The 17,499-nt window shown below is 43.5% G+C and carries 14 protein-coding genes; 6 read left to right on the top strand and 8 right to left on the bottom strand.

The window, feature by feature from the left end:
* Positions 1–8: 8 nt before the first annotated feature.
* On the bottom strand, positions 9–149 hold the full coding sequence (locus GTW09_RS09150; RefSeq protein WP_156844070.1) for a hypothetical protein: 141 nt from the start codon (positions 147–149) through the stop codon (positions 9–11).
* Between the two features lie 309 nt (positions 150–458).
* On the opposite strand from GTW09_RS09150, the gene GTW09_RS09145 reads away from it, so the two are divergent.
* Positions 459–3,731 carry a VPS10 domain-containing protein gene (locus tag GTW09_RS09145; protein WP_163111629.1) on the top strand — a complete coding sequence of 1,091 codons (3,273 nt, stop codon included), beginning with the start codon at positions 459–461 and terminating at the stop codon, positions 3,729–3,731.
* 146 nt (positions 3,732–3,877) lie between these two features.
* A complete protein-coding gene (locus GTW09_RS09140) occupies positions 3,878–5,893 on the top strand; it encodes a TonB-dependent receptor plug domain-containing protein (RefSeq protein WP_163111628.1) in 2,016 nt (671 codons plus the stop codon).
* On the opposite strand, the gene GTW09_RS09135 is transcribed toward GTW09_RS09140, so the two are convergent.
* Both GTW09_RS09135 and GTW09_RS09130 read right to left on the bottom strand, forming a co-directional pair.
* Positions 5,876–6,415, bottom strand: coding sequence for a PepSY-associated TM helix domain-containing protein (locus tag GTW09_RS09135; protein WP_071980270.1), 540 nt, complete (start codon positions 6,413–6,415; stop codon positions 5,876–5,878). The two genes, GTW09_RS09140 and GTW09_RS09135, sit on opposite strands and share 18 nt — an antisense overlap.
* An 89-nt stretch (positions 6,416–6,504) precedes the next feature.
* The gene (locus GTW09_RS09130) at positions 6,505–7,122 is read right to left on the bottom strand and encodes a LysE family translocator (RefSeq protein WP_163111627.1); all 618 of its coding nucleotides are present in this window, start codon (positions 7,120–7,122) and stop codon (positions 6,505–6,507) included.
* Between the two features lie 358 nt (positions 7,123–7,480).
* On the opposite strand from GTW09_RS09130, the gene GTW09_RS09125 reads away from it, so the two are divergent.
* Positions 7,481–8,206 carry an SDR family oxidoreductase gene (locus GTW09_RS09125; RefSeq protein WP_163111626.1) on the top strand — a complete coding sequence of 242 codons (726 nt, stop codon included), beginning with the start codon at positions 7,481–7,483 and terminating at the stop codon, positions 8,204–8,206.
* A gap of 129 nt (positions 8,207–8,335) precedes the next feature.
* Here the strand turns inward: GTW09_RS09125 and GTW09_RS09120 are convergent, their stop codons facing one another.
* On the bottom strand, positions 8,336–9,964 hold the full coding sequence (locus tag GTW09_RS09120; RefSeq protein WP_163111625.1) for a methyl-accepting chemotaxis protein: 1,629 nt from the start codon (positions 9,962–9,964) through the stop codon (positions 8,336–8,338).
* A gap of 408 nt (positions 9,965–10,372) precedes the next feature.
* Between GTW09_RS09120 and GTW09_RS09115 the strand changes: the two genes are divergently transcribed.
* From GTW09_RS09115 to gloA, 3 genes are all read left to right on the top strand, one after another.
* Complete coding sequence (locus GTW09_RS09115) at positions 10,373–11,272, top strand: dienelactone hydrolase family protein (protein WP_163111624.1); 900 nt, start codon at positions 10,373–10,375, stop codon at positions 11,270–11,272.
* A gap of 181 nt (positions 11,273–11,453) precedes the next feature.
* Positions 11,454–12,062 (top strand): YehS family protein, encoded by a 609-nt coding sequence (locus GTW09_RS09110; protein WP_071980265.1) that lies wholly within the window; start codon positions 11,454–11,456, stop codon positions 12,060–12,062.
* Positions 12,063–12,188: 126 nt separating this feature from the next.
* Positions 12,189–12,737: a lactoylglutathione lyase gene (gene gloA, locus GTW09_RS09105; RefSeq protein ID WP_071980264.1), complete on the top strand. Its 549-nt coding sequence runs from the start codon at positions 12,189–12,191 to the stop codon at positions 12,735–12,737.
* Positions 12,738–12,882: 145 nt separating this feature from the next.
* On the opposite strand, the gene GTW09_RS09100 is transcribed toward gloA, so the two are convergent.
* From GTW09_RS09100 to GTW09_RS09085, 4 genes are all read right to left on the bottom strand, one after another.
* A complete protein-coding gene (locus GTW09_RS09100; protein WP_163111623.1) occupies positions 12,883–14,049 on the bottom strand; it encodes a M56 family metallopeptidase in 1,167 nt (388 codons plus the stop codon).
* Positions 14,042–14,422, bottom strand: coding sequence for a BlaI/MecI/CopY family transcriptional regulator (locus GTW09_RS09095; protein WP_163111622.1), 381 nt, complete (start codon positions 14,420–14,422; stop codon positions 14,042–14,044). The genes GTW09_RS09100 and GTW09_RS09095 overlap by 8 nt, the downstream gene beginning before the upstream one ends.
* A 228-nt stretch (positions 14,423–14,650) precedes the next feature.
* Positions 14,651–16,636 carry a class I adenylate cyclase gene (locus tag GTW09_RS09090; RefSeq protein WP_163111621.1) on the bottom strand — a complete coding sequence of 662 codons (1,986 nt, stop codon included), beginning with the start codon at positions 16,634–16,636 and terminating at the stop codon, positions 14,651–14,653.
* Between the two features lie 91 nt (positions 16,637–16,727).
* Complete coding sequence (locus GTW09_RS09085; RefSeq protein ID WP_163111620.1) at positions 16,728–17,288, bottom strand: DUF4136 domain-containing protein; 561 nt, start codon at positions 17,286–17,288, stop codon at positions 16,728–16,730.
* Between the last annotated feature and the right edge of the window lie 211 nt (positions 17,289–17,499).

Below are 17,499 nucleotides of genomic sequence, written 5' to 3'. Positions count from 1 at the left end.
TTACTTCCTTAATTTCTGTGGTCAGTATAGCCTTGGTAAAACTCGTACATACCCTCGGCTACAGTGGCAATAATGCCCAGTGTGCCAAGGCCTCTGAGCACAGATCCGCCGGAAACCGCATTAATTTCATTAATTGTTAAATCAGTCATCGTATTTATTTCCTTATAAGTCATGAATTACCTTTTACAGAGAACGTGTCTATAAAAAGCTTTTTTGAAAGGCTGCTTTAAGATTAAAACGCCTTACAGCAGTGCTGTTGCAGACAGAAGTCTTAACACCAAACACTGTGATAAAAATAGCAGCGGGCTAAACAGCGCGAAACTGTACTACCTATGGTTTTTTTAAAGGGGGCAATGCATCTGCCCTCTATTATCGTTAATTGGTCGCTTGTTCCATTGAATACAGACGCGCTTGTTTGTACTTTCGATTACGAAAAGTCCACAAATTAGGCAATAACAATGAAAAAAATCCTTAACGCTGCAGTGGCTGTAACCATGGCACTGTCCAGTGTGCCTGCATTTGCAGATAAATCAGAGACAGACAAGAACGCCCCTTTCAGTAGCAGTACTTTCAAAGCAATGGAAATGAGAAGTATAGGCCCGGCTTACATGTCTGGGCGAATCGCAGACATTGCTATCGATCAGAATGATCCTTCAACCTGGTATACCGCGGTAGGCTCAGGGGGTGTTTGGAAAACCACTAATGCAGGCACCACATGGAAGCCTATTTTCGACGATCAAGCTGTGTACTCTATTGGCGACGTTACCATAGCGCCCAGCAACTCAAACATTATTTGGGTAGGTACTGGTGAGAACAACGGCGGCCGCCACATCAGTTTTGGCGACGGTGTTTATAAATCACTAGATGGCGGTAAGACTTGGAAAAACATGGGGCTTAAAAAGTCGGAGCATGTTTCCGATATCATTATTCACCCTGAAAACCCTGACGTGGTCTGGGTATCAGCGCAAGGGCCACTGTGGTCTGAAGGCGGCGAGCGGGGGCTCTATAAAACTTCAGATGGTGGGGCTACTTGGAAGCAAGTACTTACTCCAGATGATGAATGGACAGGAGTGACGTCTTTACTTATCGACCCAACCAATCCAGATAAGTTATACGCGGCAACATGGTCAAGACAAAGAACGGTGGCTAATTATGTAGGTACAGGTCCTGCTGCTGGCATTCATACGTCCGATGACGGCGGTGAAACTTGGACTGAATTAAAAACCGGCTTGCCCACTGGTAATATGGGTAAAATTGGTATGGCTATCTCGCCCATAGATCCTAGCGTACTCTACGCCACTATTGAAATTGACAACCGCAAAGGTGGTTTTTATCGCTCATCAGATAAAGGTCAAAGCTGGGAAAAAATGTCTGACGAGGTAGGAGGCGGTACAGGTCCTCACTACTACCAAGAGATTTTTGCTGATCAACACCAAATGGACCGTGTTTATATTGCCAGTAATTACAGTAAAGTGTCTGACGATGGCGGAAAAACGTGGACGCCTATAAACACAAAGCGCAAGCACGTTGATGATCACGCCATGGCATTTCACCCCACCGACCCTGACTTTGTTTTAATGGGGTCTGACGGCGGTATTTATATGTCCCATGATCGCATGGCGAACTGGCGGTTCATGGCAAACTTGCCACTAACTCAGTTTTATAAGGTGGCGCCAGATGACTCAAAACCTTTCTATAACGTTTATGCTGGTGCTCAAGATAATTCTACTCAGGGTGGTCCATCTCGTACCAATCGTTCCGAAGGCATTAAGAATAAAGATTGGTTTTTAACCTTAGGTGGCGATGGCCATCAGCCTGCGGTTGAGCCGGGCAACCCAGACATAGTGTATTCTCAATGGCAGCAAGGCAACTTGACTAGAATAGATATGACAACGAAGGAAGGGGTGTACATTAAACCTCAGCCTTTGCCTGGCGATCCGGCAGAGCGCTTTAACTGGGATGCGCCTATAAATGTGTCTGCTCACGATCCAAAACGCATTTACTTCGCTTCTCAGCGCGTATGGCGTTCAGATGATCGCGGCGATAGTTGGACTGCCTTATCCGGCGACCTCACTAAAAACGGCAATCGTATGCATATGCCTATGATGGGCAGAACCTGGTCGGTAGAGGCTGGCTGGGACTTATACGCCATGTCGGAATACCACACCATTGCTAACTTTGCAGAAAGTCCGGTAGACGAGAATATTCTTTGGGTTGGAACCGACGACGGTATCATTCAGGTAACGACAAATGGCGGCAAGTCTTGGAAAAAAATAGAGCTTGATGATATTCGAGGCGTACCTGCAACAGCCTATGTTAACGATATTCGTGCCGATCTTTTCGACCCGGAAACTGTTTACGTTGCTCTTGATAATCACAAGTACGGCGATTACAAACCGTATTTAATTAAGTCGACCAACTTAGGCAAAAAATGGACATCCATGGCTGATGATTTGCCAGAAAAACATTTGGTTTGGCGTATTGTGCAAGATCACGTGAACAAAGATCTGATGTTCATTGGTACTGAATTTGGTGTTTTCTTTACCGTTGATGGCGGTGAACAGTGGGTAGAACTTGAAGGCGGTATGCCGACTATTTCAACCCGCGACGTAAAAATTCAGCGACGTGAAAACGACTTAGTAGCGGGGACATTTGGCCGTGGCATTTATATTCTAGACGACTACGCGCCCCTGCGCGGCTTAACAGAAAAATCGATGCAGGAAGATGCTTTACTGTTTGCACCAAGCCGACCTGTAAAGTGGTTCCAATTGGATGACAACCACACTGATTCAGACGGTGACGATCGCTTTGTTGCTGAAAACCCAGAGCATGGTGCCACGCTAACGTACTACCTCAAAGACAGCTTGCTTACGGCTAAAGAAAAGCGTCAAGAAGCTGAGAAAAAACTCATCAAGGATAAAGAGAAGTACCCTAAATATCCTAGCTGGGAAGAGGTCGAAGCTGAAAATCAAGAAGCCGAGCCAGCGGTTTATGTCGAAATAAAAGACGAAGAAGGCGATGTGGTTAAGCGTGTATCGGGAAGTACCAAAAAAGGTCTACACCGAGTAACGTGGGATATGACTTACGCTAACTTAATGCCGATTACCGGCAAAGAAGGCTCTCGCCGTTCACGAGGCGCACTCGTGGCTTTACCAGGGACGTATTCTGCAACGTTATTTAAGCGAGAGGGCAACACGGTGACAGCACTATCTGAACCCGTTAGCTTTGAACTTGAATCGATTTACGAAGGCGCGCTAGAAGGCGCTACCGATGAGCAAAGAGCTGCCTTTGATAACGCGGTAAGTGATGCTCAAAAACGTGCTGTGACCACAACAACAGTGCTAAGTAGTGTAAAAGAAACTATGGAAGCGCTACGCAGTGCAATCGACCGCACGCAGGGGGACATTACTGGTCTAGAAGCTCAGTATGCCGATGTACAACGTGAAATCAACGCCGTTAATCGAGAGCTTTATGGATTAGAGTCTCGTAATCGCAAAGGCATTAAGCCTGCAAACATTACCAGTCGATTAGGTTATGCTCGTTCAGCAGTAGGCTCGTCTTATGGGCCAACGCAGCAGCATAAAGACCAGTTGCGTTTTGCAAACGAGGGCCTAGATAGCGTGAGCGAGAGAGTGAGTGTTCTGCAGCAAACAACGTTACCTGCGCTTCAAAACGCAGTGGTCAATGCGGGTGGTCCATGGACTATGGGACTACCAGTTATTACCCAGTAATAACCCAATAACAACCCAGTAACGAGCTTTTACAGGCCTTCTACTGTTAACAGACAGTTTATAGGCCTTTAAGTTAATTGCTAAAAAACGGCAGTTTTTACAACTGCCGTTTTATTTTTTTATCTGACTTTGCATCTTAAAGCTGTATGTTCCATTTTCAAATATTCGTTCCTTTCTCCTCTCTGCAAATTATTGGCATGGCAGTGCTGTTGTCACTTGCGTGTCCTCTTTCTGCTAACCCGGCAAAGGGCTCTTCTTTAGAGGAAGAACGAAAGTCTGTAACAGATAAAGCCAATGGAAAGGCGACAGAAAATGCACAGGCCATAGAAAATATAGCGGTAACGGCTAGGCGGCCTTACTACCATGAAACGCTCACCAAAATTTTTCCGCTTTATCAATATGATCAGCAAAACCTTACTGAGCCTACCACTATTAACGATGTGTTAGTGCAGTCTCCGGTAGTGAGCTTGAACGGGCAGGGCGGGCAAATTCAAAATATCAGCATTCGTGGTTTTTCGCGCTGGCGTATTCAAACATTGATAAACGGTGTGCCTATAATAAGTGACAGAAGAGCGGGGGCTAGCACAGGCTTTTTGCCGCCGAGGTTCATTAGTAATATCTCAGTAATTCCTGGGGCGGCATCAACCTACTTAGGCTCAGGCGCAATGGGAGGTGCGGTCAATATCAGTCTATCTGAACCGAATGGTCATCAATTCCAAGCGGGCCTTCTTAACAACGCAGCTACGCAGGAAATTGCGTATTCCGGGCATAACATTAACACCGACTGGAAACTGTCATATCGACATGCTAGCAACGCCGAAGATGCCAACAACAATGTGCTTTACGACCAATTTGAGCAAACAGCGTTATTTGTTCGCCATCAATTTGAAAAAACACCAATGACAGAAGCGTGGTCCCTTTACTCGCAAAATCGCAATGTAGGTAAGTCAAGCAGCGACTTTCCTGAAGAAAGAGTGACAACATACCCCCAAAATACCCATTGGCTCGGCAAAGTCAGCGCTAATTTTGGTGCAATTACCAGCAATGTATGGTGGCATCAGTCGCAGCTAGATACCGATACTTTGCGCCCTGAACAGCGCTTAAACGAAAGTCGTAGTCGCGCGTTTGACTATGGCGGGGACATGGGAAGTAAAGTACGCTTGGCAAACTGGAACATAAACTGGCAGGCCCAGATACAGGGACGCAATGGAGTGCGTATTGATGAACGCGAATTAGCATTTAATTCTCAAGCTGCCCTAAATCAATATAACTACAGCGAAGAAACGTATAGCGTTGCGCCTCTTGATGCCAGTGAATTTGCTCTTGCTGGTGTATTTGATGCATCACGAACCGTGGGAGCGTTTTCGCTTGCAGTAGGAGCACGGTTCGATTGGCAGCGCCAAAATACTACCGGTCAGAATGCTGGTGATCATAGCATCGCAAATTCCAATATGAGTGGATTTGCTGGAGGAAGCTACTCGATAACGCCCCATTGGAGAGCTAGCATTTATGTCTCGAGCGCTTTTAGAAATCCCTCACTTACCGAACGTTTTTACTCGGGAGAAACACCGCGAGGCACTGTAATAGGCGATGCCGAATTAAACACCGAAAAATCCCTCAATGTGCAGGGCGTAATGTCGTACGCAAATAAGACAGTGACAGCAAGTGCGGAGGCATTTCATCAGAGCATAAAGCAGTATATTGAACGCATTGCTATTAACGATAACCTGTTACAGTACGTTAATTTAAACAGGGCACAGATTGACGGAATAAGCTATAGCGCGAAGTGGGCGCCCGACACCTCGTTGTTTTCCCTAAAACTAAGCGGAGCTTTGTTGCAAGGTGAAGATTCCACTGGCAGTCCTATCTCTGATATTCCACCAAACAATCATCGACTCGATATAGCTTACGACCTTGGCCGAGTTCGTGCTTTTTCAAGCCTGCTGTATCGCGCAAGTAAAATAAGCGCTGCAGACGGTGAGCGGTCGCTTAGAAGCACACTCAGCTTGGATGTGGGCGTTTCTTGGGAAGTGAATGAAAATGTGACTGCGAAAGTAAGTGCGAACAATCTCACAAATCAGTTATTTTATGTAAGCGCAGATAATAGAGCAGCGTTTGCGCGTGGAAGAAACTTGAATTTCTACTTAAGTGTTTTGCTGTAAACGAGCCTGTCTTTTGCGGTATTTGCTTTTAAGCGTAGTCACTAGCATTACCATTCCCGTAAGCCAAATAATCAACAATAAAATGGCGGCGGGTAGAAAAAGGTAGAGCTTGGCGCCTTCGAAAAACCAACTTCCGTCGTGAATAGACTCTATGGTATCGGCACGTCGATAAGCCGTTTGTAGTACCTCACCCGTGTAGGCGTTCAGTTGAACTTCCCAGTGATTATTACCCCGTACCTTTATCACGCCTTTATTTGGTCTAATGTCTAGTCTGTCGATATCTTCCCATTGCGACAACTGCGCTTGTGGAGCGGCAGTAACCGACTGCAAAATTTGCTCGGCGCTGATTATTGCGGTTGATGTGTTTGCGGTAACTTTTTGAGTTGGAGGTTGGACCCAATCAACTTCTTTTTTTACTTGTAACAAAAGGCCGCTGCCTATCACAATGACGACAGGTATAAAGACACTGAGCGTTATCCAAAGATGAAGTTGGCGACTGATTTTGCGTAGTTTATTGGGCATTAGTTCACATATTTAATACGGAGTTTAACTATACTGCATAAGGTGTAAGTAGTAAAAAATACAGCGAATTTAGATCTAAAATGAAGACACTAGGTTGCCACCAACCACATCCCCACGCCTACCATTAGCGTACCTGCAATTCGGTTCATAATCTGTACGTTATCACTTTTCATCAACATCGAGCGTAAAGTGCGCCCCCCAGATGCATAAATTAGCAAACAGGTAAATTCAAGTACTAAAATAATGGCAATTAAGCTAACCAACTGACTTGTTAGCGAGCGTGTGGGCTCGATAAAGGGAGGCAATAAGGCAATAAAAAAGGCCCATCCCTTGGGGTTTGCAATTGCGGTAATAAAGCCTTGAGATATTAAAGCAATACGAGAAGCCTGTTGGTTTTCACCACTGTGCTTTAGTGCCATTTTTCCTCGTGAACGCCACATTTGAACACCAATATAAAACAAATATGCTCCACCGATATATTTGAGCGCCGTGAATATATTTGGATAGTTAAGCAATAGCGCTGCAACGCCAATGGAAGAGAGTGTAGCAACTAAACCTACTCCAGCAAGCTCACCTAACATCATCCATAGAGCGCGTTTTACACCAATGCTCATTCCTAGTGTTAGAGCCAGCGTCATACACATACCTGGTGTAATAGATACAAAGAAAAATGTCGGTATAAACAGTGAAAGAGTGGCCCAACTCATAAGTTACGTCCAAAGGTAAAACGATGAGAAAAAACGAGCGGAAAAATGCCAGAAAAAGTACTCGGTAGCAATGAAAAATATAGCCACCTGAGACCAACAGCCCCTGTAAGCGACACATGGGTTGTAGATAAGCGTAATCGCTGTGTAAATCCTACCTGCTTTTTTGAAAATTAAGCCAGTAAATACACTGGTTGTTCTTTCTTTTTTTATAAAATTATTATTTTTATCAGATGGTAAAGTGTTTTTCTTCGAGTGTTTATCTGGTTTGTTTTTTGCACCTGTTTTGCTAGAACCTACGCCTTTACACGAAAAGGGCGTTCTCTACGTATTTTGCCACATATATTAGGAGATTATTAATATGAGTCGTGATCACACCGCAAGCAGTAAAGCAGGTCAAAACGATAACGGTGAATCTAAAGTCGTTGTTATTACCGGGGCCTCTAGCGGTATTGGTAAGGCAACGGCAACAGCGCTTGTAAATGAAGGCCATCGTGTTGCACTTATTGCTCGAAGCGAAGATAAGCTGAATAAGCTAGTTGACGAGTTGGGTAGCGAAAATGCTTTCTCTGTAGCTGCGGATGTCAGTGAATACGAAGCGCTGGAAAACGCTTTTGAAAAAATTAACACGCATTTTAGCCACATCGATGCGGTTTTCGCTAATGCGGGTACAGGAGCAAACCAACCAGGTATTGAGCAGGGAAATGTTAGCGATTGGTCTACCATGTTAGGAGCAAACGTAAACGGGCTTTTATATACCGCCAAAGCAGGGCTTCCGTTTCTTAGAGAGAGCAAAGGACACTTTTTGTTAACGGGGTCTGTTGCAGGAAGAATTGCACTTAAAGGTTCGGTTTACGGTGCAAGTAAATGGTTTGCTTATGGTTTCGGCTTAAACCTCGCCGAGGAAATGCGCGAGTGGGGTGGTAAATGCACCACCATTTGCCCGGGAATGGTGAATACACCGTTTTTCGATGAACCCAAAGAAGACAAACTTGCCCCAGAAGACATTGCCGATGCCGTAATGTATGCCTTATCGAGCAGTGATAAGGCTTGCGTAAGGGAGGTTTACGTAATGCCAACCTCGTAATTTCTAGTTGCCATTAATGAGCCATTATAGCCGTCTGCGTTGCCTGAAAAGTCCGAACTTGATGGCAATGCAGATGGCAATAAAACCTAGATTGAAAAACCAAATCACTGATCAGAAAGCCGTTTTTATTTAAACGCTGAAGTATGCACATCGCTTTTCTAGCGTCTGTGCAGTTGCGGTAAGTTCCGACACTTTTTCATCGGTTTTTGTAGCGGTTGTTGATGTCTCCTCGGCAAGTGAGTTTACGCCTACTATCAATTCATTTATTTCTTTAGCCACCGTCGCTTGTTCTTCAGCCGATGAGGCAATTTGTTGATTCATTGAGTTAATTTGATTAACCGCATTATCTATGGCTTCGAATTCATGCTGAGCCCGTTGTGATGCAGTTTGTGTGGATTGAGCTTCTTGCGAGGTTTCCGCCATTAAACGCACAGCACTGCCAGATTCGCGCTTCAGGCTAATGAGCTTGTTTTGAATGTCGTGAGTGCTTTGCTGGGTACGAGTGGCCAACGTTCTCACCTCATCAGCCACTACCGCGAACCCTCTGCCCTGTTCACCCGCTCGGGCGGCCTCAATGGCTGCGTTTAAAGCAAGTAAATTGGTTTGTTCGGCAATATCATTAATTGTTTTTAAAACACCACTCATACTATCTGCCTCTGTTGTTAAACTATCGATAGAGGAAGAGACAAGCTCAATTTTTTCGACAAGAAGTTTGAGACTTTGGGCGCTTTGCTCTATGGCATGCCTGCCTGATACAACACTAGAATTAGCGTGACCAGCGGAATCTGCAGCATGCTGCGCATTTTCGGTAACATGAATAATGGTGGTAGTCATCTGCTCCATGGCAACCGCAATTTGATTAAGTGTATCCATTTGCTGCTGTGCGCTTGATGAGGTAGTTTTCGACATATCAGACAAACCGCCAGAGAGAGCGTTAACGTTCGTTGACGCCAACCGAATATCCCCAATCACGTTTTTTAGCTCCGCTGCCATTTTTGCTAGTGCTCTGTAGATCCCCTCTTTATCGTCGACACTTGTGGAAATGGAAGTTAAATTGCCGTCTGCGCACTGATCGGCAATGTGTTTTATATCTTTAGGCTCGCCGCCGACAGGCCTTAATATTTTTTCTGGCAAAAAATACGCAATAACAATACATGTGATACAAGCAAAGACAACAAGCACAAAGATGATTGTATTCGATATACTAACAACGCTATCAACGTCCTGTCCCAGCTCATTCTGAATACTGGTTATCCGTGTGTTTGTTGCTTCTAGCAGCGACGCCATTTCCGGCCCGAGTTTGTTCAATCTATCGTCTATTAGGGAATTGCGGGTTGAAAGCATAGATCGAGAAAGCTCGACACCATTTTCGTAAAGCTTCGTTAAATTAGCGAAGGCATCTTTGTATTCAGAAAACTTGGATTCGAGAAGTCGTACATTTTGTTTGTTCTGTGCGTCGACGAACTCTCTATTCGCAACATTGAGGTATTTATCAACGAGTTTTGCCCACTCATTGAAATTTTTGACATAGCTATTTGATTGGTCTGAAAAATACTTTATTGCCTGGACTCTAGCCATTAACAACCCCTCTTGAAGCTGAGAAACGATTGTCGCGTTAGCTGTTTGATTTTGGTATGCAGAAAACGAAGAAGCAGTTTTGCTGGCACTCATTAGCGCCGATGACGAAATAATAATAACGATGAGTAAAACCAAAACAAATGCCAATCGGAGTTGCGCTTTTAGGCTTAGCTTAATCATAAGTGACTCCTATAACCCTTTAAGTTATAAGGTTATTTTGAGGTGTTATATAGCTAATACTTTAGTTGAAATATTGCACAGGGAAATTACAAATTTGTTAGATAGACAGCATGCCCACATGCTTTAAATACCTTGGCTTAAAGGCGTCTATTCATACAAATGATACTAGACCGAAAAGTCCTGCCGTTGGTCGGTTTTCAACAAAGTAATGCTGGATAAATTTTGTCCAATCAAGCACCTTGAGTCATGTGTATTTGCCTTTCACTGCAGAGAAAAGACCAATACGCAAAACTTGAACGACAGATTATTAATAATGAGTTACTGCCTTTTTTCTAAGCCAATAAAGCTTTGTAGGTACAATCTTGGTAGGTAAAAGCTCAATAGAAAAAAGCTCAATAGGTAAAGATAATGAAAACAAATGAAGAAACACTAACCATTCCACAAGAAGCATTTGACTGGTACGACGAATATGCGCATGGCGATATAGACAGGCGCACTTTTTTAACGCGTATCGCGTCATTGTCTATAGCCGGCTTGTCAGCGGGTGTTATAGGCAGCGCGCTTATTCCAAACTATGCCAAAGCTGAGCAAGTATCTTTTAACAACCCGGCAATTAAAGCTACCTATGAAGAGTTTCCATCTGCCCAAGGCCATGGCACAGGCGGTGGGTATTTCGTGGTTCCTACCACGCCAGCTAACGACAAGCCCATGCCAGCGGTGCTAGTTGTTCATGAAAACAGGGGGCTAAATCCCTACATAAAAGACGTGGCAAGACGTTTAGCAATGCAAGGCTTTATTGCCTTTGCACCAGATGCGCTTTTTCCATTAGGTGGCTATCCTGGAAATGATGATGAAGGTAGAGCCATGCAGCGAAGTCTCGATAGAGATAAAATTGAGCAAGACTTCATTGCTGCGGCACAATGGCTGAATGCGCATAAAATGACAACCGATAAGCTAGGAGTTGTGGGCTTCTGTTTTGGTGGTTACATCAGTAATTTACTGGCAGCCACACTGCCGAGTAAAATAGACGCTGCAGTGCCATTTTACGGCACGCCTGCATCATCAGAATTACAAGGTAAGGTAAAGGGGCCGCTATTGTTACACTTTGGTGAAAACGATAAACGAGTCAATGCGACCTGGCCCGAATACGAAAAAGTGCTTAAAGCCAATAATGCCCAGTATACAGCCCATGTATACAGTAAAGCTCAGCACGGTTTTCATAACGATTCGACAAGTCGCTATAGTCCGAAAGATGCTGAGCTTGCTTGGCAAAGAACAGTCGATTTCTTCAATACCCACCTTAAATAATCTAAAAGCTTAGCGCCTTGCAATGGCGCTAAGCAGGTTTGATGGTTTTAGCTCTGTTAAATGGATGATGGAAGACCGAGATAGCGGTAAATTCGTAATTACGTTAAACTATTACAGTGGCAAACAGGCCCAGTATTTACTCATTCACTAGCACTTCCATCTCTATTTAAGGTTTCCATCCATGTTCCACAACGATGTTTTACGCCGTATTCGCTATGCGCTTGCGATAAACGATACCGCCGCTATCAGTATTTTTAAGCTGGTGGATTACGATATGGACATAGGTTATCTGCATAGCATTATGAAGAAAGAAGACGAAGAAGGTTATTTGCCTTGTAGAGATAAAATTCTTGCGTTGTTTTTAGATGGTTTGATCATCAAAAATCGTGGGAAGCAAGAGGGACAAGCTCCAAAAATATTGGGCCCGAAAGAGCGCTTGAGTAATAACGAAATCTTGAGAAAAATTCGTATAGCAATGAGCTACAAAGACGAAGATATGATCAACGTTTTGCTGTTAGCCGACTTCAGAATAGGCAAGAGTGAACTGTCAGCCCTATTTAGAAAACCGGACCATCGTAACTATAAAGCAGCAGGCGATCAGGTAGTGCGTAACTTGCTTCAAGGTATGGTTATCAAGTATCGCCAAAATATAAAGCCCCGTTCGTCTAGTCAAAACGCATTTGCTTCAAAGAGCAAGGCGGTTAAAAAACCGCAAAAAACGGCTACCAAGACAAGCAATAAGTACAAGGTGGTAAACAAACCATCTGATTCAGTGTGGGGTAAAGGATAGCCTTTGTTTTGAATCGCATGTAATTGAGGGGCGCCAGGTGGCAGGGAAATGTTGTTGAACAACAGTTGATCTCTGGCTGCTCGCTATCATATCTATAATCATCTTACTTTAATAAGGAAATAGTTCATGAGTAGACATTTTGATAGTGCAGAAGGTCTTTGCGAAGAAAAAAGCGATGCCACACGGGGTTTCGTATTCAATCAAACCATGCTGCGTATTGCTGACCCAAAGCGTACCTTAGATTTCTACACCCGTATTATGGGTATGACGTTAATAAAACGGCTCGACTTTGAAGATATGAAATTTACCCTTTATTTTCTAGCCGCCGGTGATGACTTTTCCGATGTAAGCCAAGATGCTGAAACGCGAACAAAGCAAACCTTTGGCCGCCCTGCTATGTTAGAGCTTACCCATAATTGGGACGATACCCCAGAAACTGTGTCCTATCACAACGGTAACAGTGAGCCTAAGGGGTTTGGACATATTGGGTTTCATGTTCCCGATGCTGAAGCTGCCTGCGAACGATTTGAGACGCTAGGAGTACCTTTTCAGAAGAAACTCAATGATGGGAGTATGAAAGGAATAGCCTTTATAAAAGACCCTGACGGTTATTGGATAGAAATATTCGATGCCAAAAAAGTGGCAGAAACTTGCGCCCCTCATCTAAAAGCCTGAACGGTCGAGCTTGGCGAATAAAGTTCGAGCAACTCGGCGCAAGTAGGCGCGAGTATATAAAGTGTGATTACATCGCACTTTTTAACTGAAAACACTAAAAGGAGCTTCCGCTCCTTTTAGTATTCTACTGAAATATCATCCTTGTTTACTGTGCTTGGTCTGGTCCTAATTTATAGTCTAGCTGCACTAAAAGCCCAGTTTGTCTCATCGCTTTTCCGCCTTTAATTCGAGGCTTGTATTCCCATTGCTTCAATGCAGTACGCGCACTTTCATCAAACATACCATCGGGTGACGACTTCACAATGGTGACATTGTCAGTGGTGCCTTGCTCTGTAATATCAAACTGTAGAACAACAAAACCCTCCTGATTTTCTTTTACTGCTTGCTCTGGATAAATTGGCGACACGCGTTTAACTGGTGGGGCAGCATTGATTTCACTATTGTTTTTTTCATTTTTTGGCGGTGGCGGCATATTGGCCATTGCAGTATTTACCATGAGCAAAGCGGCAAGCAGCGTTGAAGTTAGGGTTACTAATTTATTTGGGTTTGCTTTATTTTTCATCAGCATTAATCGTTTTTGCATAGTAGTTTTCTCTCCAAAGGTAGGGTACAGACTGACTGTCTGTGGGTTTTGCTCGGCACTGACTACCAGTGCCTTTGCGTAAATAAGTGTCTCTTCACTGGTCTTGTTTGATAATACTTTTGTGTCGCATGCTAGCTCTTGGTTAACGCGGAATGCCCTAAGTGCTAACCAAGTGAGTGGGTTAAACCAAAACACAGTAACAGCAATAAGCGCAAGACCATTCCATAGATGATCGCCGTGCTTTTTGTGGGTTAATTCGTGCTTTAAAATCATGTTTTGCTGAGCATGAGAGAATATTTGCTGAAAGCTTTGAGGTAGCACAATTTTGGGTACTAGAAAGCCAAAAAGCATGGGGGTGTTTATCTTAGTAGAATAAAAGATACTGGGATATTTGGTGTCACTTTTTACCAGCGAAGCATGAAGTGCTGAATATTGAACAGCAGCATATAGAGCGATGAAGCCCGCACCGAGTGCCCATATATACAAAACTATATCAACATGCTGAATAGTGGCCTCGGGTTTCACGTTCACAACAAATTTTGACAATGAAGAGTTGCCCACTGACGTCAAAGCATTCGGCAGATTATTCATTAAGAGCGCAAGCGGCACTAATAGCCACAGTCTGTAGGTAAAAAAGGTGCCGAGTTTGTGCGTGTATCGCTCTGCAATGAGCAAAAAGGCAAGTGAGATGCTAAGCACACCTTGTTGTGCAAGAAGCCAATCAGTCATTGTTCTCTTCCCATTTTGCAATGAAAGCTTTTAATTCATCTACATCGTCTTTTGATAAACTATTTTGACTGGCAAACCCAGTTACAAGAGGGGTGATTTTTCCCTTAAACAGCTTACCTACAAAGCTTTCGGTTTCTTTGGCGGCATAGTCTTGTTTAGCAATAAGCGGATAATAAAGGTATTGGCGCTGCTGTTTTTCGTAGCCTAACACTCCTTTTTTTACCAACCTTCCCAACAGTGTTTTTATCGTTTTTTCATGCCAGTCTTTGTGTGTACTCAACATTTCAACCACCTCGCTGGAAGTCGCTGGACTCTTGTTCCAAAGTGCGTTCAATACATCGAGTTCTGCGTTAGAAATATCTGGTTTCGACATCAGGTTTTCTTTTCCTTTCCTTAACTGGTTACTATTTTGCGTCTGTTTTTGTCAGTGAATTCTCTTTTTGCCTTACTTATATGTACTTCGAAGATAGCGGGACAAAAATTGGATTACAATTGTAGTCTTTGAGTTAAGATTACACCTGTAATCGATATTTGCAAGTTTTTTGCACAATTTTTCTAAAAAAGAAGATAGATAAGTGGAGAAAGAGAAGATCGTTATTTTTCAGTGAACAACAGTAAAACTTAATTCAGTTGACTCTAAAAACTCACCTAGAATACGAGACTGCTGATTACCTCTGGGCACCATGACATAGCATTTAGGCTTGGGGGATACCTCTGAAAGTTCGTACCACAAGGTGTCTAGAACATCGGTACCATGCTTTAAAAATGTTTCTCCCCACGATGTATTATAAAGTACGTATACGTCTTCCACCGTGGGCTTTTGGCGCAAGGTAGGGAAATTCACCAGAGCCATACAGGTTTCAATGCGCTCAGCAGCCAGTAAATTATGCCGAGGTAAAGCCGACACTCGTACTGGAGGAAAGAGTGTGCATAGCTGTTTTAATATATCGTTGAGGTCAAGCTCGCTTATTTCGCAGTAGTTGTAATCGAGGAGAACCTTGGTGTTGGTGTCCATTATGCGGCTTGAGACACACCACACTAACAGCGCAATAGCATTGGACGCTTGGGATATTTTTTGCGACTCGTCGATAATGCCCGACTTACTTAATTTATCGCCTGCGTAAGCGGTCCACACTTCATCTCCATTTTTAAGTGATTTCACCGATATGGTGACGGTGGGGCAGTATAAGCTTTCATCGAATGCTCTGCGTAAAAACTCAACCTTATCCTTTTTCTTGCCATAGAATGTGCTTAGCCGGCGCCCTAGAACGGTCATGTCTTTTTCGTCCATAATTTGGGTTTGACCGTCTAGCTGGGTGGATATTCGGCGGTAACACTTGAGTAAAAAGCGATGTATGCGGCGACTTAACTGAACGCGCTCGTTAAAGTTCCAGTTTTGAATGTTGTCTAAATGCGCTAAGCTTTTACGACTCCAACCCCAACTTCTGGCATAAGCAGCTATAATTCTTCGCTTAAAGTCCGGCTTTTCCCCTTCATACAACGACTGGCTCAGCTTACAGCCGCATTTTAAATAAAGGCACTGCTGCAAAATTAGAATATCTTCTGGCTGTCCCTTATCTGTATAGTGTGCAATAAGTTCGTTGAACATTAATGCATAAGGATCTATATCTGGGACTTTGCCAGGAGCATCGGTCCCCAAGTGCACATGTTTTTTGAGCAAGTTACATAAAGGCTGGTCATTTTCTATGTTTGCAAGGTACACCTCTAGCTTTGCCATTTTAAGTAGTGACTTAAACGGCGAATCCATAGCCTTGCCCAACTGCCAAATAGCAGCGCCAAACAATTCTCTGGCGTCTAGCCGTTCTAGGTGACCCAAATCCATAAACCAGTCGAGATCCGGAGAGCCACCTTTCTCAAGACTGTTTAAAATACCTTCGTACTGTTTACTTGTTGCCTTTTCTGGGGTTAGCCACCAAAACGGTGCTTTACCAGCTACAACAATATTAGTGCTGTAAAATTCTGCTTTTAAAAATAATGCTTGTGCTGACCCAGCACTTTCACCGTCGGCAACCCCGAAATCATTGCTTTTTACTTTCTCGATATCAGACAAGAAAAAGTGTACTTCTATGCCGAATTTGTTGTCAGCCCATTGCTCTATTGCCTGGAGTTTTTGCGAGAGTAAATCCATTGATTGTGAAGAAAATTGTTTGCCATCAATGCATACCCAGTAGTCAAAATCTGAATCGTCGGTTTGCGCAATAGTGCCAGTGCTTCCCATCAGTACTAATGAGTCGATACAGCGTTGGCGCGGCCACACAGACTTTATATCGGAAAAAAGCGCGTGCAAAGAGGGAAAGCAACGATTGAGTGCCCGCTCAATGTCTTTTCTAAAGGAGTAATTGTTAATACCAAAAGGAACGCTGTCTGCTTCAGATGCAGATTCAATATACCCAGGTAATTCTGGGTGATTGACGTGGATTAAAAATGGAAGGACATGAAAAAGTGGCCTGTGCTCTTCTGGCAGTAGGCTAAGTGCACGCTCTATTCGTGCTTTGTTATACCGTAATACACGCAGTAGCCTTATTGTAAGGTTTTTCTGCAACGAGAGCGACTTGGGCTCATTCATATCTTATTTAGTGCCTAAATTTTGTAGCAAGTTTTTCTTCTCAAGCGTAGCGTAAGTTTAAAGCATAGCGCTATTAGAACCCGCCTGCCTGTTATTTGTCTTTTATGCTAGGGTAGCTATCGAGTAGCGATAACACCAACTGATTCAACGCTTGTTGAACGGCAATAACATCGTTAGATTCAATTTCGATGCTTCCCGATGCACTGTATATAACGGTGCTTTTATTAATCACCTCAATTTGAAGATTTTGATAGTCGGTGAACTGCTCTCCAACGGGAACACTCAATACACCGCCCAGCATAATGGCTCCAGAGCGACCAAATGTTCCAGTACCAAGCCCAATATTTAATTGAGCTCCACCTTCTTTAGTTTCTGTGTAAGGGAAAAAGCTTACTACTACGTCAGCTAAATTTTCAGTAGTAGAGGAAAGCCCTTTTTCTGACAATGCCGAGGTAATGTCTTGTGCAATACTGTTTTCAAGTGTTGGGTTAACACTGTTAAGCGGTGACTTTACGAAAAAGCTATCAAATTCTTTAAAGTCTTGTGATTTATCTAAAGAGACAGTAGGGCCACTTGCTGCACACCCGCTCAAACCCAGACAAAGAATGAAAAAGCAAAAGATGCGCTGAATTTGTTGCCATCGTCTATCCATAAATACACACTCCCAATGATAATGTGCTCATGATCACGCAAGATAGCGGCAATGTAAACGATAATGTTTTACTCTCAGCCGTATAAATATTAGACAAAATAACAATTGCAGTTAAATGGCGTTTATTAGAACATTAAGACATCTTATTTGCTCTTTTTGAACCATGTCTAAATTCCCTTTTGTCATTTTCATTTTAAATCTATTTTTAATA

Origin of the sequence: Alteromonas hispanica, assembly GCF_010500915.1 — a bacterium.
In the GTDB taxonomy this organism is placed as follows: Bacteria; Pseudomonadota; Gammaproteobacteria; order Enterobacterales; family Alteromonadaceae; genus Alteromonas; species Alteromonas hispanica.
The sequence above is the reverse complement of the archived record's forward strand: the minus strand, read 5'-3'. Positions and strand labels throughout refer to the sequence as shown.

Excerpts from the sequence above, each read along its gene's own strand:
- GTW09_RS09150 (WP_156844070.1), bottom strand. The coding sequence starts at position 149 with ATGACTGATTTAACAATTAATGAAATTAATGCGGTTTCCGGCGGATCT.
- GTW09_RS09145 (WP_163111629.1), top strand. The coding sequence starts at position 459 with ATGAAAAAAATCCTTAACGCTGCAGTGGCTGTAACCATGGCACTGTCC.
- GTW09_RS09140 (WP_163111628.1), top strand. The coding sequence starts at position 3,878 with ATGTTCCATTTTCAAATATTCGTTCCTTTCTCCTCTCTGCAAATTATT.
- GTW09_RS09135 (WP_071980270.1), bottom strand. The coding sequence starts at position 6,415 with ATGCCCAATAAACTACGCAAAATCAGTCGCCAACTTCATCTTTGGATA.
- GTW09_RS09130 (WP_163111627.1), bottom strand. The coding sequence starts at position 7,122 with ATGAGTTGGGCCACTCTTTCACTGTTTATACCGACATTTTTCTTTGTA.
- GTW09_RS09125 (WP_163111626.1), top strand. The coding sequence starts at position 7,481 with ATGAGTCGTGATCACACCGCAAGCAGTAAAGCAGGTCAAAACGATAAC.
- GTW09_RS09120 (WP_163111625.1), bottom strand. The coding sequence starts at position 9,964 with ATGATTAAGCTAAGCCTAAAAGCGCAACTCCGATTGGCATTTGTTTTG.
- GTW09_RS09115 (WP_163111624.1), top strand. The coding sequence starts at position 10,373 with ATGAAAACAAATGAAGAAACACTAACCATTCCACAAGAAGCATTTGAC.
- GTW09_RS09110 (WP_071980265.1), top strand. The coding sequence starts at position 11,454 with ATGTTCCACAACGATGTTTTACGCCGTATTCGCTATGCGCTTGCGATA.
- gloA (WP_071980264.1), top strand. The coding sequence starts at position 12,189 with ATGAGTAGACATTTTGATAGTGCAGAAGGTCTTTGCGAAGAAAAAAGC.
- GTW09_RS09100 (WP_163111623.1), bottom strand. The coding sequence starts at position 14,049 with ATGACTGATTGGCTTCTTGCACAACAAGGTGTGCTTAGCATCTCACTT.
- GTW09_RS09095 (WP_163111622.1), bottom strand. The coding sequence starts at position 14,422 with ATGTCGAAACCAGATATTTCTAACGCAGAACTCGATGTATTGAACGCA.
- GTW09_RS09090 (WP_163111621.1), bottom strand. The coding sequence starts at position 16,636 with ATGAATGAGCCCAAGTCGCTCTCGTTGCAGAAAAACCTTACAATAAGG.
- GTW09_RS09085 (WP_163111620.1), bottom strand. The coding sequence starts at position 17,288 with ATGGATAGACGATGGCAACAAATTCAGCGCATCTTTTGCTTTTTCATT.